16 protein-coding genes are annotated in these 17,079 nt (G+C 71.5%); 13 read left to right on the plus strand and 3 right to left on the minus strand.

All coding sequences use genetic code 11. The features are described 5' to 3' along the window. Position 1: 1 nt before the first annotated feature. The 7 genes from ACZ3OF_RS24605 (at position 2) to ACZ3OF_RS24635 (ending at position 4,315) form a co-directional block, all read left to right on the plus strand. Entirely contained in the window at positions 2-625 is a 624-nt protein-coding gene (locus ACZ3OF_RS24605; protein WP_467306791.1) for a hypothetical protein, read from the plus strand. Next, positions 618-1,814 (plus strand): SRPBCC family protein, encoded by a 1,197-nt coding sequence (locus ACZ3OF_RS24610; protein WP_467306793.1) that lies wholly within the window; start codon positions 618-620, stop codon positions 1,812-1,814. Before ACZ3OF_RS24605 ends, ACZ3OF_RS24610 begins: the two co-directional genes overlap by 8 nt. Before the next feature lie 39 nt (positions 1,815-1,853). Then, complete coding sequence (locus ACZ3OF_RS24615) at positions 1,854-2,303, plus strand: gas vesicle protein (protein WP_467306795.1); 450 nt, start codon at positions 1,854-1,856, stop codon at positions 2,301-2,303. After that, positions 2,300-3,229 carry a GvpL/GvpF family gas vesicle protein gene (locus tag ACZ3OF_RS24620; RefSeq protein ID WP_467306797.1) on the plus strand — a complete coding sequence of 310 codons (930 nt, stop codon included), beginning with the start codon at positions 2,300-2,302 and terminating at the stop codon, positions 3,227-3,229. The genes ACZ3OF_RS24615 and ACZ3OF_RS24620 overlap by 4 nt, the downstream gene beginning before the upstream one ends. Next, positions 3,226-3,486, plus strand: a complete 261-nt coding sequence (locus ACZ3OF_RS24625) for a gas vesicle protein (protein WP_361674231.1) — start codon at positions 3,226-3,228, stop codon at positions 3,484-3,486. Before ACZ3OF_RS24620 ends, ACZ3OF_RS24625 begins: the two co-directional genes overlap by 4 nt. Beyond that, the gene (locus tag ACZ3OF_RS24630) at positions 3,483-3,812 is read left to right on the plus strand and encodes a gas vesicle protein K (RefSeq protein WP_361674229.1); all 330 of its coding nucleotides are present in this window, start codon (positions 3,483-3,485) and stop codon (positions 3,810-3,812) included. The genes ACZ3OF_RS24625 and ACZ3OF_RS24630 overlap by 4 nt, the downstream gene beginning before the upstream one ends. 68 nt (positions 3,813-3,880) lie before the next feature. Beyond that, positions 3,881-4,315 carry a hypothetical protein gene (locus tag ACZ3OF_RS24635; protein ID WP_361674227.1) on the plus strand — a complete coding sequence of 145 codons (435 nt, stop codon included), beginning with the start codon at positions 3,881-3,883 and terminating at the stop codon, positions 4,313-4,315. 339 nt (positions 4,316-4,654) lie between these two features. Here the strand turns inward: ACZ3OF_RS24635 and ACZ3OF_RS24640 are convergent, their stop codons facing one another. After that, a complete protein-coding gene (locus ACZ3OF_RS24640) occupies positions 4,655-6,757 on the minus strand; it encodes a SpoIIE family protein phosphatase (protein WP_361674225.1) in 2,103 nt (700 codons plus the stop codon). Between the two features lie 251 nt (positions 6,758-7,008). Here ACZ3OF_RS24640 and ACZ3OF_RS24645 point away from each other — a divergent pair, with 251 nt between their 5' ends. The 3 genes from ACZ3OF_RS24645 to ACZ3OF_RS24655 all read left to right on the plus strand — a co-directional run bounded on the left by ACZ3OF_RS24645 (position 7,009) and on the right by ACZ3OF_RS24655 (position 9,489). Continuing rightward, positions 7,009-7,509, plus strand: a complete 501-nt coding sequence (locus tag ACZ3OF_RS24645) for a hemerythrin domain-containing protein (protein WP_361674223.1) — start codon at positions 7,009-7,011, stop codon at positions 7,507-7,509. 252 nt (positions 7,510-7,761) lie between these two features. After that, on the plus strand, positions 7,762-8,316 hold the full coding sequence (locus tag ACZ3OF_RS24650; protein ID WP_361674221.1) for a type 1 glutamine amidotransferase domain-containing protein: 555 nt from the start codon (positions 7,762-7,764) through the stop codon (positions 8,314-8,316). A gap of 168 nt (positions 8,317-8,484) precedes the next feature. After that, positions 8,485-9,489, plus strand: a complete 1,005-nt coding sequence (locus tag ACZ3OF_RS24655) for an NAD-dependent protein deacetylase (RefSeq protein ID WP_361674219.1) — start codon at positions 8,485-8,487, stop codon at positions 9,487-9,489. Between the two features lie 130 nt (positions 9,490-9,619). On the opposite strand, the gene ACZ3OF_RS24660 is transcribed toward ACZ3OF_RS24655, so the two are convergent. Further along, on the minus strand, positions 9,620-10,882 hold the full coding sequence (locus ACZ3OF_RS24660; RefSeq protein WP_467306803.1) for a hypothetical protein: 1,263 nt from the start codon (positions 10,880-10,882) through the stop codon (positions 9,620-9,622). 208 nt (positions 10,883-11,090) lie between these two features. Between ACZ3OF_RS24660 and ACZ3OF_RS24665 the strand changes: the two genes are divergently transcribed. Both ACZ3OF_RS24665 and ACZ3OF_RS24670 read left to right on the plus strand, forming a co-directional pair. Beyond that, the gene (locus ACZ3OF_RS24665; RefSeq protein WP_467306805.1) at positions 11,091-13,259 is read left to right on the plus strand and encodes a PLL family lectin; all 2,169 of its coding nucleotides are present in this window, start codon (positions 11,091-11,093) and stop codon (positions 13,257-13,259) included. Positions 13,260-13,588: 329 nt separating this feature from the next. Further along, positions 13,589-15,346, plus strand: coding sequence for a lysyl oxidase family protein (locus ACZ3OF_RS24670; protein WP_467306807.1), 1,758 nt, complete (start codon positions 13,589-13,591; stop codon positions 15,344-15,346). A gap of 123 nt (positions 15,347-15,469) precedes the next feature. Here ACZ3OF_RS24670 and ACZ3OF_RS24675 read toward each other — a convergent pair whose 3' ends face one another. Next, entirely contained in the window at positions 15,470-16,555 is a 1,086-nt protein-coding gene (locus ACZ3OF_RS24675; RefSeq protein WP_361674211.1) for an S-(hydroxymethyl)mycothiol dehydrogenase, read from the minus strand. Between the two features lie 170 nt (positions 16,556-16,725). Here ACZ3OF_RS24675 and ACZ3OF_RS24680 point away from each other — a divergent pair, with 170 nt between their 5' ends. Next, positions 16,726-16,953 carry a hypothetical protein gene (locus ACZ3OF_RS24680; protein ID WP_361674209.1) on the plus strand — a complete coding sequence of 76 codons (228 nt, stop codon included), beginning with the start codon at positions 16,726-16,728 and terminating at the stop codon, positions 16,951-16,953. Positions 16,954-17,079: the final 126 nt, after the last annotated feature.

Genomic DNA, 17,079 nt, shown 5'->3' on the forward strand with positions numbered 1-17,079 from the left:
GGTGATACCGAAGAACGCCACGACGGCCGTCGCGCTGGTCGGGGGCTATGTCCTGGGCAGGACGAGGAAGGCCAAGATGGCCATCGGCGTGGGGATGTTCCTCGCCGGCCGCAGACTGGACCTCGACCCGCGACGGATCGGGAAGCTGCTGGCGGCCTCGCCGTTGACGGGCGCGCTGAGCGACCAGGTGCGCCGAGAGCTGGTGGAGGCCACCAAGTCGGCGGCGACCCGGGCGCTCACGCAGCGCGCGACGGTCCTCGCCGACACATTGCAGCGCCGGACGCAGGCACTCGGCCGAACCGATGACGCCGATGCCGACGCCGATGCCGATGCCGGAGTCGCCGCCGATGACGACAAGGCCGCCGCTTCGGAAGGCGACGGCAAGCCGAAGGCCCGGGCGCGGCCCGCGTCGGCGACGAAGACCGCGAAGAAGACCGCCGCGAAGACCGCCGCCAGGAAGAAGCCGGCCTCCGAAGGAAGCCGCTCCACTGCACGAGGGCGACCGTCGGGCGGGGGCACGGATCGTACGCGCAGGACGTCGACGACCGCGCGCAAGCGCGCGAGCGCCCCCAGGAAGTCGTCGGAGTCCGCCACGCGGAAGGCCAGGAGTGACGACGATGCCTGACTCGAACTCGACGCTCGGCAGGATCAGGAGCGAGGTGGCGGCGAATCCCGCCACCGACCGGCTGAAGGAAGAACTGCGCCTCTATCTGACGGCGCGCGCCGAGGACGCGGTCACCCGGCTCGGAGAGCGCCTCGGCGACAGCGTGGCCCGGCTGGCGGAACCGGGACGGGCGAAGGGCGGCGTCGCGAAGAGCCTCGCCAAGGGAGGCCAGGCGCTCAGCGAGGGCAAGTCGCCCGCACGAGCCGCGCTCACGGCCGGCGCGTCCGCCTTCAAGGAGACCCTGAAGGAGAAGGCCAAGGGCCTCTTCGGCTCGGGCCGCCGGTCCAGTGGCGGCGCGTCGAAGAGTGTCACGATCGTCGAGGACATCGATGTCGGTGTTCCCGTACGGGATGCGTACGACCAGTGGACGCAGTTCCAGGAGTTCAGCACCTTCGCCAAGGGCGTCGTCAGTGTCGAGACCGCGGACGACACGACCACCAACTGGAAGGTGAAGGTCGCCAAGTCCACCCGCAGTTGGCAGGCGAACGTCACCGAGCAGATCCCTGACGAGCGCATCACCTGGACCACGGAGGGCGCCAAGGGCACGGTCAAGGGGGTGGTGACCTTCCACCGCCTCACCGACGACCTCACGCGGGTGCTGCTCGTCCTGGAGTACTTCCCCAAGGGGCTCTTCGAGAAGACGGGCAACATCTGGCGTGCCCAGGGGCGGCGAGCCCGACTGGATCTCAAGCTCTACCGCAAGTTCCTGATGATGCGCGGAGAAGCGACCGACGGCTGGCGCGGCGAGATCAAGGACGGCGAGGTCGTCGTCGGCCACGAGGAGGCCCTCGAACAGGAGGAGAGCCGCGCCGAGGGGCGGACGGACGACGTCGCCGAGCCGGACGCCGACGAGGACCTCGCCGAGCCCCACGAGGAGTACGGCGAGGAGGGCTCCGAAGGCCACGTCGACGACGAGGGCGACGACGAGTTCTACGAGGAGCCCGAGGGCGAACAGGACGACGAGGACGAGTCCGAGGACGAACAGGGCTACGACGACGAGGCCGACGACGACGCCTACGAGGTGGAAGCCGAGCCGGGCGACGACGAGGTCGAGGCGGTGGACGAGGCCGAGCAGGGCGACGACGTCGAGGAGGGCTCGCGCAGGCCCGCACGCCGCTCCCGGCGCCGTAGCGCCACCGTCGGCAGCTGACCGAGAGCCCGAGCACGCACACAGAACAGGGGCGCCCACGTGTCCGATTCCTTTGCAGGCCGACTGCCGGCCTCACCGCACGCCACGCCGCCGATCAGCCGGCAGGGCTCGTCGGCGAACCTCGCGGACATCCTGGAGCGGGTGCTCGACAAGGGCATCGTGATCGCCGGCGACATCCAGATCAATCTCCTCGACATCGAACTGCTGACCATCAAGCTCCGTCTGCTGGTCGCCTCGGTCGACAAGGCGAAGGAGATGGGCATCGACTGGTGGGAGCACGATCCGTCGCTCTCCTCCCGGGCACGCCCGCCCCGGCCGGTAGCCGGCGGCGGCGCCGGTCCCGGCGGCCGGGAGGACGTCCTGGCCGAGGAGAACGAGCGTCTCCGCGCCGAACTCGACCGTCTGCGCTCCGCGGCCGTACCGGTCGGGAAGGGGCAGGAGCCGCACGGCGTCGCCGCCCACGGCGAGCGAGAGGAGGGTGAGCGGTGAGCACGGGAGACCTGACATGCGAGGCGGCGGGCACCGTCGTCACCGGACCGGAGGCCACGCAACGCCCGCCGGGGTCGCCCGCCGGCCCTCCGATGTCGTACGTGTACGGCATCGGCCGGGACGACGGGAGCCTCCACCGGCTCGTCCCCACGATCAGCGGGGTGGACGGTCATGGTGTCCGGCTCGTCGCGGGCGGCGGACTCGTCGCCCTGACGTCGCCCGTACCTGCCGACGTCTTCGGCGAGGCCGCCCTGCGCGCCCAGCTGGAGGATCTCACCCGGCTCGAGGCGATCGCCCGCGCCCACCACGCCGTGGTCGACGCCGCCTTCACCGAGGCCGTCGTCCTGCCCCTCCGACTCGCGACGGTGTACCGGGACGACAGGCGGGTGGCGGGCATGCTGGCCCACCACCGCAGCCGGTTCACCGAGTTGCTGGGTTGGCTCGACGGCCATGTCGAGCTGGGGGTGAAGGTCCACGCGGACCCGGAGGCGACGGCCCCCTCGGGCCCCGCCGTCCCGCCCGCCACCACGGCCCGCGCGTCGAGCCCGGGGCGGGCGTACCTGGAGCAGCGCAGGCAGCGGCGCCGCAGCACCGAGGCTCTCTACCGGGCGGCCGGGGCCGTCGCGGTCGACGTGACGGAAGTGGCGCAGGCCCATGCGCGGGCCACGGTCGTGCACCGGCCCCAGCAGGGCGAGCTGTCCGGGCGCCGCGGGGTGAACCTCACGAACCACGCCTACCTGGTCCCCGCGGGCGACACGGAGCGCTTCCGCGCCGAGGTCGAAGCCGCGACCCGGTCCGTCCCGGGCGTGCGGGTGGAGGTGACCGGTCCGTGGGCGCCCTACTCGTTCGCGGCGCCCGACACGGCCGAGGCGGAGCGTACGAGCGAGGGCACGGGCGGGGACGAGGACGGGGCGGTACGGCGATGAGCACGCCCTTCCCGGACGAGGGTCCGTACGAGCGCGGCGACCGCCTTCCCGGACCGCCGGTCGCCCTCATCGACCTGCTGGACCGCCTTCTGACCGGCGGGGCGGTGCTCACCGGGGACCTGGTCCTGTCCGTCGCCGACGTCGACCTGGTCCACATCAATCTGCGTGCGGTCATCCGGTCGATCACCGGGGACGAACCGGGTCCCTGGGCGACACCGGCGGACCGTGACCCGATCCTGAGGAGCCCCACCCCGTGAAGGACTCGACCACGACCGCCACCACGGCGGGCAGCTCCGTGACCCGGAGGCTGGCCACGGATCCCGACACGGTGGAACGCGACCTGATCAAACTCGTCCTGACCATCGTCGAGTTGCTTCGCCAGCTGATGGAGCGCACGGCAGTCCACCGGGTCGACCAGGGCGACCTGGGCGAGGACGAGGAGGAGCGCATCGGTATGACGCTGATGATCCTGCACGAGCGGATGGAGGAGCTGTGCGAGCGGTACGGCCTGTCGATGGACGATCTGAACCTGGATCTGGGGCCCTTGGGCTCGCTGCTTCCCCGTGACTCCGTCGGTCTGTGACGTCGTCGGTGACGTGTTCCGGCGACGCACCCTGTTTCACTCGCGAAAGAGAGGCAAGGAGAAATCTCATGACTGCAGAAAGCGGAAATACCAGGAACTCCGGTACCACCAACGCACGGAAGTCGACGGCCAAGCGCGCCGCCACCACGGCCAAGCGCGCCGAGGACAAGGCCACGGCGGCGGCCGGCGAGGCGCAGTCCGCGGCACATGACACGGAGAAGGCCGCCTCGCAGAGCGTCCGGTCCGCGGGCGAGGCCACCAAGCGCGCCGGTCGCGTGGCGGCGAACGGCTTGCAGAGCGGACAGCAGGCAGTGACGGCGAACGCCGCGAAGGCGGTGACCGCGGCCACCACCGCCTGGGCGGTCGTCAAGAACCGGAAGGCGATCGCGGCCGGGGCGGCCGCGGGTGTCGCGGGCGTCGCGGGCGTCGCCTTCGCGGTGGGCCGCTCGACGGCGAAGCCGGCCGTCGGCCCGCTGACCCGGCTCGCGGGCGGGCGGATCTGACCGGATCCACGGACCCCACCGCGCTCGGCGAACGCCTCCCGATCCGCCCCGGCCCCCGGGGCGGATCGGCGTCGTTCGGGCGCGGTGCGATCCGACCCGATCCGGCGCCTGGCCGCTCGACCCGGCGCGATCCCACCCGACCCGACCGATCCGGCGTGACTCGCCCCGCCGCCCCTCACCCCAGCGCGGTCCGGCCGCCCCGGCGCGATCCGGCCCCGGAGCCGACCTCCGCGACCGGACCGGGCCCGACCCCCGACCCGACCTAACCGCGTGACCCGGAACCGCCGATCCGGGGTCATACCCGGGACTGTCGGACCACGTCGGCCGACGGTCCTTCCATCACCCGCCCTCCCCCGCCCTGAGACCCGGGCCCTCACGCCGGATCCGGGCGAGGACGATCACGGCGTCGTCGGTGGGCGAGTCGGGCAGCAGCCGTGCCAGGATGCCGTCCGCCGCCTCCTCCAACGTGCCGCTCCCGCCTTCGAGTTGTGACCGGAGCGCGGCCACTCCCTCGCCGATGTCCACGCCGCGCGCCTCGACGAGGCCGTCGGTGTACAGCGCGAGCGTGTCGCCGTCGTGGAGTTCAATCTCCGTGGTCCGGAAAGGCACCTCGCCGACGCCCAGCGGCACCCCGAGGACCTCGTCGATCGACTCGACCGCGCCGTTCGCCCGGCGACAGAGTGGCGGCAGGTGACCCGCGTTCGCGATGCGGGCCAGGCCCGTCGTCGGGTCGTAGCGGATGTAGAGGCAGGTCGCGTACGCGATGCCGGCGTCCTGGGCGCAGGCGTCGAGCTCCTCGAGAAGCCTTTCGGGTTCCAGGTTCTGGCGGGCCAGCGCCTTGGTGGTGATGCGCAGACGCCCCATGGCCGCCGCCGCGGGCACGCCATGCCCCATCACGTCGCCGACCACCAACGCCACCCGGCCGCCCGGCAGGTCGATCACGTCGTACCAGTCGCCGCCGACCTCCGTGGCGTGGCTGCCCGGCAGGTACCGGTGGGCGACGTCCACGGACGGGCTGCTGGCGAGGGCGGTGGGCAGCAGCGCGCGCTGGAGGGTGAGTGCGATGTCCTGGACCCGGCTGTAGAGCCGCGCGTTGTCCAGGCACAGCGCTGCACGCGAGGCGAGCTCGCCCGCCAGGCTGAGATCCTGCTCGGTGAAGTCCGGCCGGGCGCCGGAACGGCCGAACATGGTGATCCCCTGCACCGTGCCCCGCGCGACGAGCGGAGCGATGAGCAGAGAGGTCAGACCGCTGTCGATCAGCAGCTGGGCGCGGGCCTGGTGGATGACGGTCCGGGTCATGAAGTCGGCGTTCACGGGTACGCAGACGGGGCGCCCTGTTCTGAGGGTCTCGTGAATGCTCGAACCGGGCGGGTAGGTGACGCTCTCCAGGCCGCCGACCAGCTCGGGCGCGGGTGGCGGGAGGGAGGTGCCGGCCGCGATCCTGCGGGTGACCAGCACCGAGTCGGGGTCGAACACCTCGCGTTCGTCCTTCCACTCCACGACCTCGACCACGGAGGCGTCGCAGAACTCGGGAACGACCGCCTCGACCAGTTCGCGAGCGGTGACGTCCACGTCCAGGGTGGTGCCGATGCCGGCAGCGGCGCGGTCGAGCAGCGCCAGCCGCCGCCGCCCGGCGGCGGCCTCCACGATGGCCTGCTCACGGTCGGTGACGTCCACGAGGAGTCCGCCCAGTCCCGGGCGGGTGCCGACGGCCTGGCTGAGGGGGAAGAAGCTCACGGAGCGTACCTGGTCGCGGTCGGGACGGCCCGGCGTACGCAGGGCGACCAGCGCGCTCACGACGGTCCGGCCCTCGTCGGCGACAGCCCGCAGCATGCGCTGGTACTCGCCCCCGTCGGTCGTGATCATGAACTCTTCCATGGTCCGCCCGATGTGGTCCGCGATCGGGGTCCCGTCCATGTCGGCCAAGGCCTGGTTGAGATGGACGTAGCGCAGGTTCTCGTCGAGCATCACCAGGCCGATCGGGCAGGTCTCGAACAGCGCGTCGAGAAAGGCCAGGTTGGTCTTGACCCGGTCGAGCCCCTCGCTCTCGCTCGCCAGGCCGACGATGACGGAACGGCCCTCGTCGATGGTCACCGGGAAGACGCGGAAGCCGCAGTCGAAGACCCTGCCGTCCTGATGCAGGGTCGGTACGCGCGCCCGCCAGTAGCCCAGGGTGCGTCCGCGCTCCGCGAGGCGCTCCGCCGCACCCGCCCCGTCGAGGGGAGCGGCGGGGAAGAGCACGGAGGCCGGTTGGGACAGCACGTCGGCGGCCTCGTGGCCGAAGAGCCGCTGTGCCCCGGGACCCCAGAAGCAGATCCGGCCCGCCTCGTCGATACCGAGGACGGCCACGGCCACGTGTTCCAGCAGCGTCCCGGGTTCCGACCAGATGGGCCCGGGAGCCTGCTCGTCCCACGATCGACCCCCCGGCCGAGGCGAGGACACCAGGCCCCCTTTCCGGGTACGGGCGAAGGGCGAGTGCCTTACTCGCCGGCGGAGCTGGACCCTCCGTCCATTCTGCCCGCGCTACGCATTTCGGACATCAGGGGGCCGGGCGGGGCCTCGGGGCCCCCGGCCGGGCACCCCAGGACACGCTGCGGTCGTGGGCCGGCGACGGTCCGGTCGGGGCGGGGTTTCCGGTGCGGCCATCCGGAGCACCCGCCCCATGACGGAACTCGGAAGGGAAGGCGGGCGGCATGCAGCAGACCAAGCAGGACCAGGACGTGGTCGGGGTCATCCTCGACGACCATCGCGCCATCGAGGAGCTCTTCCGGCGGATGCGCAGTGTCGAGGCCGACCGGAGCGCGGCGCTGAAGGAGTTCTCGGGGTTGCTCATCGCCCATGGCGAGGCGGAGGAGGCCGAGGTCTACCCGGCTCTGAAGCGCTTCCGCGACATCGACGACGACGAGGTCGAGCACGGGAGCGAGGAGCACGACGAGGGGAACAAGGCCCTCCTGGCGCTGCTCGAGGTCGAGGACGTCGGCTCGGAGGAGTGGGACGAACGGCTGGAGGACCTTGTCGAGGCGGTGTCCCACCATGTCGACGAGGAGGAGCGGACGATTCTCAACGGCGCGCGGGAGAACGTGCCGGACGAACGCAGGGCCGAGCTGGGTGCCGCCTTCCAGAAGGAACGCGCGAGGCTGCTCGCGACGGACTGCGGCAGTCTCGAGAACGTGCGTCGCATCGTGCACGGCTGACCGGGCACGGGGCCGTGCGTCGGCGGTCGGGCTCCCCCGGGACCGACCGGTGAGGGCGCGCGCAGACGGCGGACGGGGAGGTGCATGGGGCGTCGGCTGTGCCGACGCCCCCCGTCCCGCAGCACCTGGCTCGACACCGCAGCCTGTCCGGTCTGCACAGAAAAGCGCCGCCTTCGATGCGTTTGGGATGCCGTGGACGAGGTGAGGCGCTCTTCTGTACCTCTCGTTCCACAGAGCAGGAAAGGAGCAATCGTGTCCCTCGACGGCAAGAACGTTCTCGTCCTCACGACGAACTACGGCACGGAGCAGGACGAACTGCAGAAGCCGGTGGCGGCGCTGCGGGAGGCCGGCGCCCGAGTGGTCGTCGCCGCGCAGCAGAGCGAGCCCGTGCAGACGCTGGTGTCCGACAAGGACCCCGGCGAGAAGGTCACCCCCGACCAGCTCATCGCCGACTCCGAAGAGGCGGCGTTCGACGCCGTGGTCGTGCCGGGCGGCACGCTGAACGCCGACACCCTGCGTACGGACGACGGTGCCCGGCGGCTCGTGTCCGCGTTCGCCGCGTCCGGGAAGCCGGTGGCCGCGATCTGCCACGGTCCGTGGCTGCTGGTCGACGCCGACCTGGCGCGCGAGCGCGAGCTGACCTCGTATCCGTCCCTGCGGCCGGACCTGGAGAACGCGGGAGGCAGCTGGGTGGACCGGGAGGTCGTGATCGACACGTCGGGCGGCTATCCGTTGATCACCTCCCGGAACCCTCGTGATCTGCCCGCCTTCTCCAAGGCGATCGTCACGGCGCTGAGCAGGGCCTGAGACGTGGACGGCCGGGGTTCCGGCCGTCCCTCGCCTCCTCGGTCACGGCCCGCGCCCGCCCTGGTGCCGGCGCCCGCGAGGATGAGGGCGAGGGTGAGGTGAGGGTGAGCGGAGCACGGCTCACGGATCGGCCCGCCCCACGACACACGTCTTCCGTACCCTGGCGGCATGCGCATGCGCCCCACTCTGAGCTGGCACCCCGAGGAGGACCTGCCCGCGGCCACCACGGAACTGGGACCGGTCGCCGCCGCGCTGGCCGCCGGCGGCGTCCTGGTGCTCAGTGGCGCGGGCATCTCCACGGAGTCGGGCATCCCGGACTACCGGGGTGAGGGCGGCAGCCTCAGCCGGCACACCCCGATGACCTACCAGGCCTTCACCGGCAGCGCGCAGGCGCGACGGCGGTACTGGGCGCGCAGCCACCTCGGCTGGCGCACCTTCCGCCGTGCCGGGCCGAACGCGGGGCACCGGGCGGTGGCGGCGTTCGCGCGGCAGGGGCTGCTCTCGGGCGTGATCACACAGAACGTCGACGGCCTGCACCAGGCCGCCGGCAGCGAGGGCGTCGTGGAGCTGCACGGGAGCCTGGACCGGGTGGTCTGTCTGTCCTGCGGCACGTTCAGTGCGCGGTACGACCTCGCGCGGCGGCTGGAGGAGGCGAACCCCGGCTTCGCGCCCGTGGCGGCCGGTATCAACCCGGACGGCGACGCCGACCTCACCGACCATCAGGTGGGCGACTTCCGCGTGGTGCCGTGCACGGCCTGCGGCGGCGTCCTCAAGCCGGACGTGGTGTTCTTCGGCGAGGCCGTTCCGCCGCAGCGGGTCGAGCACTGCCGCTCGCTCGTCCGGGCGGCCGCTTCGGTCCTCGTCCTCGGCTCCTCGCTGACCGTGATGTCAGGACTCCGGTTCGTCCGCCAGGCCGCCCAGGCCGGCACCCCGGTCCTGATCGTCAACCGGGACCCGACCCGCGGTGACAGGTTGGCCGTCACTCGTGTCGCGCTCCCGCTCGGTGCGGCGCTCACCACGGTCGCCGACCGGCTGTCCGTGCGCGTGGAGGACCCCCCGGTCACGGAACCGACGGAACCAGCCGCCCCGAGCGCCTCACGCGGCACCCGCGGCACGGGGGCTGCGGGAAGCACAGACGTCAGCAGCGCCCGTACGGACCGTCCCGGGACGTGAGGCGGCGTGCGTACGGACCGGGACCCGGTGGCCTCGCGAACTCGGCCGGATCGAAGTCGAAGCGATCGCTCCGGAGGCCCGCGTCTCCGGGGCCTTCCGCCTCGAGCACGGCGCGCCCCGCCCGTGCGACTCAGATGTCGAGTATGCCGGGGAACGCCCCGTGGCCCACGCCTGGCTCGGTGAGGGCCAGCCAGCCGTGGCCGCGCATTTCGGTCTCCGGTCCGACCTCTCCGGGGTCGACCGAGAGGTGGCGACAGGCGGATCGGGCACCCATCGTGCCCGCATGGTCGTACTCGGGGTCGAAGTCCGCGTCCTCGACCGCGGCGGTCTCCCACGGCAGCGGGTCGCCCTCCCATTCGGGGTCGCCCTCCGCCACGTACTGACGGATCACCCGGCCGTCCTGGGCCACGATCCACACGTCGGAGCCGCCGGCGTCGTCCAGGAAGAAGAACTGGGCCTGGCCGCAGTGGAGGCTGAGCCGCTCCACCGTCTCGACCATGCCGTCCCAGGGGTCGCCGACGAGCAGGTCGAACGGGCCGAAGACCAGGCGCCAGCCGTTCAGTTCCGGGGTGACGAAGGTCCGGCCCACGGTGCGGCCGGCGCCGTCCGGCCCGGGTACCCGGATCTCCCTGGTCTCCGACGCCTGGACACCGGCGCTGACCGTGACAGGTTGCCGGTCGTGCAGGCCCAGGGCCTCGAAGACCCCTTCGTAGGTCGCCCCGGGTACGGCCATCCACCAGCCACTGAGGGTCGACTCCGGGAGCCTCGGGGTCTCGTGCGGGATCTTCACCCGTATCAGCCGCTGTATCGCCGCGCGGTCGCGGTCGTCGAGCGCGTCGGCGCCGCCGCCCGCGACCAGCGCCGCCATCGCGCCCCGCCGGATCGTCGGAGCCGCGGACGGGTCGCGGCGCAGGGCGCGCAGTCGGGCCCGGAAGGAGTCGTGCAACAGACGGGCGTAGTCGGATGCCTTGAAGGGGATCGGGCGGCCTCGGGCGAAACAGTCCACCAGGGCCGTCAGTCCGGCCTCCGAGTCCGTCCGCAGCCTGACGAGCCCCGCAAAGCCGCTGCCCGACCTCCCGTAGTCAGGATCGGCGGCCAGGGCCGCGTACTGGTCGGCGGATCGCTCGTCGAACACCCCGAGGAGCCGGTCCGCCTGCCAGTTCGGCAGCTCGTTGCGCCGCCAGGCCGCCAGTACCCCGTCGAGGGCCGGAGGCCCGATGTGCCGCAACGCCCGTATGACCGCCTGGAGATCGACGGTCCGCCGCACGCCGACCACGCTGCGGAGCAGCTCCGGCACCACCATGCCGGCCTGCGCCGACAACTGTTCGACGGCGGCTGCGACGCGCGCTTCGTCGTCGCCGTCCAGGTCCTCGAGAAGCGATTCGATCTTCATGCACGGCACAGTAGTGCCGGCCACTGACAGCGCTCGGCGGGCCGTTTCCCTGAGGAGGCCGGCACGTTGCCCATCTCCACGCGGGCCTGTCGTTCCCGTGCGTACGGGGTGCCTCGCGCACACGTACAACCGTTCGGTCTTCTCAAAGGTCGTGTGGGTGCGGTGTTCCGCCGCACCCACACGCCCTGCCCCGAGGAGGCTCCACCCCATGCCACGCGCCCGCGTCCGCACACCCCGGTTCCGGCTGACCCCCGCCATCTCCGTCGTCCTGGCCGCCACGGCCGCCGGCACGCTCGCCGGTCCGGCCACCGCCGCGATGGCAGCCCCCGCCGCGGCCGCGGTCGGGCAGCAGGGCGCCCGGGGCGAGGTCTTCCCGTTCCCCAACGGCAACGTCGTGAGCGCCGGGCCCCACGGGTTCCTCGCCGTCCGGACGGACGACGTCGTCTGGACGCGGTACGCGGACGGCTCCGGCACCACGTTCCCGAAGAGCGCCGCGGTCACGTATCGAGGCGCCACCGCAGCCGATGTCGTCGTGGCGAGCGAGGGAACCCGCCACACGGTCCACGACATGGCCGAGGGCGGCGACCCGGTCGTCATCGACGTCCCCTACAAGCTGCACGAGGTCAACGGCGCGACGCTCGTGATGGTCGACACCGCCACCAAGGAGCTCCACCTCGTCAGCAGGGCGCCCGGCGGCGAGGTCGTCGACCGCAAGGTGACCGGGCTGCCGGCCGGAGTCCCCTGGAAGTTCTACGGCTCCACTCCCGGCACGGTCGCCATGGAGACGGCGGCGCCGGACTTCGACTTCCGTCTCGCTCTGGTCGACGTGGCGACGGCCGCCACCGTCGAGACGTACGCACTCGGCCGGCACAGCGACTTCGCGCAGGTCACTCCCGACCACGTGCTCTGGGAGCCGGCCTACGGTCAGACCAGGATCGTGGACCGGAAGACCAAGCAGGCCGAGACCCTCCCCTACCGGGCGCAGATCGCCCTGGGCGGGGATTGGCTGGCGTTCTGGCGCGAAGGCACGGTCGTCGTCGACGGGGTCACGTACCCGAACAGGCCGCTCGTCCTCAAGTCGCTGAAGGACGGCCGCGAGGTCCCGCTCCTCGACCTCGCGAGTCACGTGGCCCCGGTCGGGGACGGCACACTCCTCGTGGCCGGCGGCACCTTCGCGCAGGGCCGAGGTGTCTTCCGTGTCTCGCCCGACGCGAGCGGCACCCCGGTGGCCACCATGATCGGGGACGGGCAGAGCCCCCTGGAGATGGTCCTGGAGCGGGTGAACATCCCGAGCGTGTACCGCTTCGACGGCACCGACGAGGACGTGACCTGGGAGACCAGCCAGACGGACAACGGCGTCGCGCTGGACCTGACCCACGTGGCCACCGGGCGCACGGTGTCACTCTGGTCCTACTACGACACCTTCATCGACTGGGACGGCTACCTCGACAAGGCGATCGGTGCCTACAACGGCGCGTACACCTGGAAGATGACCGCCATCCCGGCGTCCGGGGTGGGCCCCGCCGCCGTGAAGACCGGTACGACCACGGTGGACCGTGGCACCGCGCCGCGCGACTTCACCGACAACGCCCACGCGGACGCGCTCGTCCGCGACAGCTCGGGCAACCTCTCCGCGTACGACCTCAGTCAGCTACGCGCCATGGGCAACGACCCCGACTGCAACGAGGAGAACTGCCCGCCGGTCGTCCGCGACCCGAAGCCGGACGTGCTGGGCACCGGCTGGAACACGTACACGCTGATGGCCTCGCCCGGGAACGTGGCGGGTTCGGTCGCGCACGACGTCGTCGGCAGGGACCGCGACGGTGTGCTCTGGCTCCACCAGAGCGACAGGCAGAAGCTCCTGCCCCGCACGAAGATCGGCGGCGGCTGGAACATCTACGACAAGATCACCGGCGGGTCCGATCTCGACGGCGACGGGCGGGGCGACCTCCTCGCCACCGACAGGGCCGGCGTGCTGTGGTTCTACGCCTCCACCGGCAACGCCAAGTCCCCCTTCAAGAGCCGCAAGAGGGTCGGTGGGGGCTGGGGGGTCTACAACCTCCTCACCACCCCCGGCAACATCGCGGGCGCCTCCGGCGGCGACCTCCTCGCCCGCGACGCCTCCGGCACCCTGTGGCTCTACCTGGGCAAGGGCGACGGCACCTTCACCGCCCGCCGCAGGATCGGCGGCGGCTGGCAGAAGTACACACACATCATCCCGGCGGGCAGGAACAGCCGGGGCGTGGCCGACGTCTTCGCCGTCGGCCCCTCCGGCTCCGCGCTCTACTCCGGCCGCGACAGCACGACCCGGCCCTTCGAAGCGGCCGACGCGCTGCCCCTGCGCGGCGACTCCACCCGCTTCAGGACCTTCTTCTGAGCCTGAGGCGGCGGGGCCTGCCCATGTCCGGGCAAACCTCGGGTGGCCGATGACCGGGGCCAGGTCATCGGCCACCGACGGAAAGACGTGGACAGGGGCCGCGTTGCTCTATCAGAAGGGTTGTCACCGGGTGGGGTGTACCCGGGACAACGGCCCGTTTTCCTCCGCAACGGCCCTATCCGGCCAACCTCGCAGCGTTCTCGACCCTCCGGACAACCGAGTGTCCGGTCCGTTCCTCTCACCACGCGGGCAGGCGGCTCCGTGTCGTCGAGCCGTGTCGCCCGCTGTCTGCTTCCTTCTCACACAGCATCCCGGAGGACGAGGGAACGATGACCAGAACGCGTACCACCCGGCTGCGGCGTCCGCTGCTCGCGGGCACCACGGCCATCGCCGTCATGGCCGTGACGGCCGGATTCGTGGCCACCACGTCGGATTCGGCGAAGGCCGCGACGGGGCCCAGCCTGAGCCTCATCGCGGCGAGCACCTCCATCACGCTCACCTCCTGGAAGGAGGAGCCGGGCGTCTATCTGGATCTCGGCACCTACCTCACCGCGGAGGGGACGCCGCTGGAGCTGAAGGTGACCCGGAAGTCCTACAAGGACCCGGTGACCATCGCCCAGACCGTGTACGAGGGCGGCAAGGCCAGGACCAAGGCGCTGCCCGCCGGCACCGTGAAGGACTTCTCCGGGCTGCCGGGCTTCGCGGAGATCACCATCACCGACAAGGCCGGCAAGCAGGTCCTCAGCCGCGCCGAGAGCTTCTGCCCGAACAACGCCAGTGGCCGCGTACGGCCCGACGCGCCCGCCACCTCGAAGTATCCGGAGAGCTGCCCGACCAACCCCTTCACCCTCGGTTCCGTGTGGGGCGTGGAGAAGGGCTGGGCCGCCAACACCTACGCGGGTTCGTACACCGAGCCGGTCAAGCTGGCCGCCGGTACCTACACCGCCAAGGTCTCGGTCGCCAAGAAGTACCGCGACCTGTTCGGCATCGTGAACAAGCCCGCCACGGTGAAGATGACCGTGGAGGAGCGCAGCTACGAGGACGGCCGGGGCGTCGCGGGTCGCACGGCCAAGCCCGGTGAGCACGCCGGGCACGGCGCCTCCCACCAGGCGCCGCCGGCCGCCGGTGCCGCGCACGCCGGTCACGGGCCGGGTCACGCCCCGACGCCCGCCCAGGCCGGTGCGGCGGTGACGAGCGGCGCGGGCCCTTCGTACAACGTGGGTCACGGACCGCTCAAGGCCGCCCCGCCCGCCCTGCCGTGGGCGCTGAAGAAGCAGCAGGCGGCGCGTTCGACGGCGGTCGGTGACACCGGAGGCCAGACCGACGGCTCGCGGAAGGCGCCCGCCCTGGGGCCGCTGTCCAAGCGGCCCACCGGCAAGGCCTCCGTCCCGGACGTCCCCAAGCCCGACCTGCGGTCGCTGCCGGCCTACGGCATCACCATCAGCGACGGCGGGGAGGACATCCCCGGCAAGGACTACCTGGCCTTCAGCGCCAACGTCTGGAACGCCGGCCCGGCACAGCTCGTGGTGGACGGTTTCCGCTCGCCCGGCAAGGCCAAGATGGACGCCTACCAGTACTTCTACGACGCCCAGGGCAAGCAGGTCGGCTACACCCCGACCGGGACCATGGAATGGGACCCGCGTCCGGGCCACGTGCACTGGCACTTCACCGACTTCGCCAGCTACCGGCTGCTGAAGGCGGACCAGAAGGAGACCGTGCGCAGCGGCAAGGAGGCCTTCTGCCTGGCCAACACCGACGCGGTCGACTACACGGTGAAGAACGCCAACTGGCACCCGTACAACACCGATCTGGCCACCGCCTGCGGCCAGGAGAACTCCATCTCCGTCCGCGAGGTGCTGGACGTCGGCTCCGGTGACACCTACACCCAGGACCTGCCGGGCCAGTCCTTCGACATCACCAACCTGCCCAACGGCACGTACTACATCCAGGTGCTGGCCAACCCGGAGAACCGGCTGAAGGAGACCAACACCGCCAACAACAGCGCCCTGCGGAAGGTCGTGCTCGGCGGCAAGCCGGGCAAGCGGACGGTGACGGTGCCGGCGCACGACCTGGTGAACGCGAACTGACGGTACGTCCGTAGCATCGCGCGATCAGCGAGAAGGCCTCCCCGTGACGTTCACGGGGAGGCCTTTCCATCGCCTCCGTGCGCCGGCGTCGCGCGATGTCTCAGGTGACGGGGTGAGCGCCGCTCACAGCATCACCACCGAGCGCAGGACGTCACCTTCGTGCATCCGGGCGAAGGCCTTCTCGACGTCGCCGAGCCCGATGGTCTCCGTCACGAAGGCGCCGAGGTCGATGCGGCCCTGCTGGTGCAGGTCGATCAGCATCGGGAAGTCGCGCGAGGGCAGGCAGTCTCCGTACCAGGACGACTTCAGGGCGCCTCCGCGGCCGAAGACGTCGAGCAGAGGCAGTTCGAGCTTCATGTCCGGGGTGGGTACGCCGACGAGGACGACGGTCCCCGCGAGGTCACGGGCGTAGAAGGCCTGCTTGTACGTCTCGGGGCGTCCGACGGCTTCGACGACGACGTCCGCGCCGAAGCCGCCGGTCAGCTCGCGGATCGATTCGACCGGATCGGACGCGCGGGAGTTGACGGTGTGGGTGGCGCCCATCTTCTTCGCCGTCTCGAGCTTGCGGTCGTCGATGTCGACGGCGATGATCCGGGCCGCGCCTGCCAGCCGCGAGCCGACGATCGCCGCATCCCCGACACCCCCGCAGCCGATGACGGCCACGGTGTCGCCCCGGCCCACGCCGCCGGTGTTCATCGCGGCGCCGATGCCCGCCATGACTCCGCAGCCGAGCAGACCCGCCACCGCCGGCGACACCGCAGGATCGACCTTGGTGCACTGCCCGGCGGCGACCAGGGTCTTCTCCGCGAACGCACCGATTCCGAGTGCGGGCGAGAGTTCCGTGCCATCCGCAAGGGTCATCTTCTGCCGGGCGTTGTGGGTGTCGAAGCAGTACCAGGGGCGCCCCCGCAGGCATGCGCGGCAACGTCCGCACACCGCCCGCCAGTTCAGGACGACGAAGTCGCCCGGCGCGACGTCGGTGACGCCGTCGCCGACCGACTCGACGACACCGGCGGCCTCATGGCCGAGGAGGAACGGGAAGTCGTCGCTGATTCCGCCCTGTTTGTAGTGCAGATCCGTGTGGCAGACCCCGCAGGCCTGCACCTTCACCACTGCCTCACCCGGTCCTGGATCCGGCACCAGCACCGTCTCCACCCGTACCGGCTCGTTCTTGCCGAGGGCCACGACGCCCTGAACCTGCTGTGTCATACGGCGAATTCTCCCCTCTTCCCGTCCGGTCCGTGGAGTGCCGTGCTGCCTCTTTGGCGAGTTTCCTCCGCCCCCATGCGCACGCTCGGTGTAATTCTGGTGCGCTTTCCGCACCAGATATGTACCATGGCGGTGCAGTCAACCTCATCCGACCCGGAAGGCGTGCCACCGTGAACCAGCTTCCCTCCCACCCTGACAGCGAGCGGCTCTCCGTGACCCTGTGCCCGCCCGCGGTGACCGCCGTGGCCGAACTCTCCACCGCCGGCGGGGTCAGCAAGGCCGACGTCATCAATCGCGCCATCCTGCTCCTGGGGTTCGTCGAGAGCGAGCGTGCAAAGGGCCACGAACTGATGATCCGTGACACCGAGGGCGCCCTCGAGCGCATCCACATCCTCTGACGCCCGACCGCCGTGCGACGCGGGGCGCGGGGCGCGGGGCCAGCGTGCGGCGTGCGACGTGGGGCGCTGCGAGCGCCCCGCGATCCACCTTCGTAAAATGCCGCGTGCCACCAGGCGGTTGCCTGG

The organism is Streptomyces sp. NPDC022552 (assembly GCF_055561875.1).